The 2986-nt window shown below is 36.2% G+C and carries 1 protein-coding gene and 1 pseudogene; one reads left to right on the forward strand and one right to left on the reverse strand.

Translation table 11 applies throughout. The features are described from left to right. Nucleotides 1-217: 217 nt before the first annotated feature. A pseudogene (locus tag DXA05_RS25755) lies at nucleotides 218-860 on the reverse strand (HU family DNA-binding protein). Nucleotides 861-1198: 338 nt separating this feature from the next. On the opposite strand from DXA05_RS25755, the gene DXA05_RS25760 reads away from it, so the two are divergent. Then, the gene (locus DXA05_RS25760) at nucleotides 1199-2350 is read left to right on the forward strand and encodes an ISAs1 family transposase (RefSeq protein ID WP_008018700.1); all 1152 of its coding nucleotides are present in this window, start codon (nucleotides 1199-1201) and stop codon (nucleotides 2348-2350) included. The last annotated feature ends 636 nt before the right edge of the window (nucleotides 2351-2986 follow it).

Raw genomic sequence — 2986 nt, forward strand, 5'->3', positions numbered from 1 at the left:
TTTATTCACAATAGAAGAAGTACCACCAAATTTGACGAAGAACCAGAAAAAACGTTTTTATTTCTCATATTCTCATGATTTTACATTAATCATCATATAATCAGTGAATTATAGTATGAGAAATGTTTTTAATAAATCGCATTTCTCATCATTTCCGGGTGAAATAAGCCTTAAAAACAGTTATTTCTCATACTTTTTTAAGTCATTTCTCATACTATTATTGCCCTTCTTCGACTATTTTCTTCTTTGTATATACCCTATGTGTTCCTCTTCCGGTGATTTCTATTCCCGAATCGGTTGATGGCCCCATTGTCGCAGTTCAGTGGTTGCTGCTGTTTGTAGCAATCCGGTTAGTTTCCGATATTCCCAAACGGTCAGGAAGGATGTTCGTCCAGATACTTTAGGGCTAATGCCAGTCGTTGTTCCGGTGTGAATTTATTCGAGGATTTTTGCTTTTTCCAAGGAGCTCTTTCCAACCGGCATCTATCGCTGATATTTCTTACCATTTCCCTGTCTACCCGGAAATTAACACCTCCTATAAAAATACTTTGTGCGTTGCGGTGTTTTCCACCTTCTTCCGCATCTTCCCGTTCCTTGTCTCTGCCTAAGGTGAGCGATGGAGTGAATGTACCTATCCCGTCTATCTTTACCGAACGTCCCTCTGCCATCAGGTGTGCCATTTCAATAGCCGTCTGAAGCAGTACGCCTTCTATGTCTCCGGCACTGAAGCCGCTGACATCGCCCACCCGTCGTGCCAACTCTTTTATGCCTGCATTGTCTATCCGTGCAAACTTCGGATATGTAATTCTTTTGCCCGTCTTTTGTATGTCGGGCATCTCCTCCATAATGTATCGTGCCATACTATCTGTCGTTTAAAGTATTAATAGATAAGTTCTTTTCTATTGGAAGTAAACTTCCTTTCCTCTAATAGAAAAGTTCCTTTGGGTTAAATGTAAACTGTAAACGGAAGTTTTGTTTTTATAAATGCAACTTGCGTTTATAAAAATGAAAGTTCTGTTTTTATAATCAAAACTTTCATTTATAGTTTGCTATTATGCAAACAGGGTCGACGCATTATATTTTTTACTATCTTACAACTTGTATTTTATTTTTATATTATTGACTATTAGTGTATTATCTATTGTATATGTCGATTATTTTCCTTATCTTTATAAGATATTATAAAACATAAACTAACATGAAAATTGGCATAATTGACCTTTGTAAACAAATAGAAGATCCTAGGATGAACCGCAAAAAAGTACATAAAATGGAAACTATTATCTATATATCCATTGCTGCTGTAATCTGTGGCGCCCAGTCTTGGAATGAGATTGAGGAATTTGGCAATGCGAAAATTGCTTTTTTCAAAAGTCGCATACCTGACCTGGAGTTCATCCCTAGTCATGATACTTTTAATAGATTCTTCAGTATAATAAAGCCCGAGTATTTTGAGTTGATCTTTCGTAATTGGGTAAAACAAGTTTGTCAGGAGGTGAAAGGCGTTGTAGCTATAGATGGCAAGCTCATGCGTGGTCCAAGCCAATGTGATGGAGAGCATACTACGGGAAAAGAAGGATTCAAATTATGGATGGTTTCCGCCTGGTCTGCCGTTAATGGAATTTCTTTAGGTCAGGTAAAAGTAGATGATAAAAGCAATGAAATCACAGCTATTCCATTGTTGATTAACTCTTTGGAACTAAGTGGTTGTATTGTTACAATTGACGCGATGGGATGCCAGAAAGATATAACCCAGACCATTATTGAGCGTGATGCAAATTATATTATAGCTATAAAGGAGAATAAGAAAAAAAATTATCAACTAGCTAAACAAATTATTGACGATTATCAGGATAGAGATGAAATAATCAATAGAGTCACCAGGCATGTGTCGGAAAATACCGGACATGGAAGAGTTGAGAAAAGAACCTGTACTGTAGTCAGTTATGGTTCTATAATGGAGAAAATGTTTAAGAAGAAACTTGTGGGGTTGAAGTCTATTGTAGGGATAAAGTCGGAGAGAACAATAGTAGCAACAGGAGAATATACTCAAGAGGTCAGATACTATGTAACTTCACTTGATAATACCAAACCGGAGGAGATTGCATCTGCCATCAGACAGCATTGGTCTATTGAGAATAATCTTCATTGGCAATTGGATGTTACCTTTCGAGAAGACTACAGTAAAAAGGTGAAAAATGCAGCCAGAAACTTTTCGGTGGCAACAAAGATGGCACTTACCATACTAAAGAAGGATAAAACAACAAAAGGAAGTATGAATCTGAAAAGACTAAAAGCCGGATGGGATGAAAAATATTTGTCACAACTTTTACAGAACAATAATTTTTAATGCGTCTGCCCTGATTATGCAAAGGTAAGTTTTCTATTTGGGAAAAAGAAGTTTATCCTTAATAAAAAAGAAGTTTTCTATTAATAGTTTAGGAGAGAAGTAGCAAGAGGCAATGTTTTAGAAGAATGGAATGGGGATTTGTTGAAGAATATATGTGTTTATGAAAAAAGAATAACATGCAGTAGGATATTAAATTTTATTTTTATAGTTTTGCAATGTTTCTCACGCCGATACCTCAAATCGTGAGGTTAGGGCGGTGTGGGAAATGTATTATATAAAGAAAGACGTTTACTTGACGTTTTGTCTTTGACGCATCAAAACTTCGCAAATTTTGAAAACTTCGTCAAAAAACAAAGCAGCAGTAGATGTCTGCGGGATATGTTTTATCTTTCACAAACTTCTTATAAGTAAGTTTGTGAAAATATTTGTATACATATCGGCGTGGGCTTCTGCGTTGCTTGTTCTGACGAAGTTGGGCAATGCGAAGGCCTTGATGCGTGGGACAAGTAACAGGTACAGATTCCCGCGTATTCTATGCTAATATCCTAATCTCTTATTCCGTTTAACAATAAATTAACTTCTCGTTCTTTTTCCTTTCTATAACTTCTCGTTCTTCATAATATTTGTATGTATTTT

This window comes from Bacteroides sp. AM54-2NS (assembly GCF_003602935.1).
GTDB lineage: Bacteria > Bacteroidota > Bacteroidia > Bacteroidales > Bacteroidaceae > Bacteroides > Bacteroides xylanisolvens.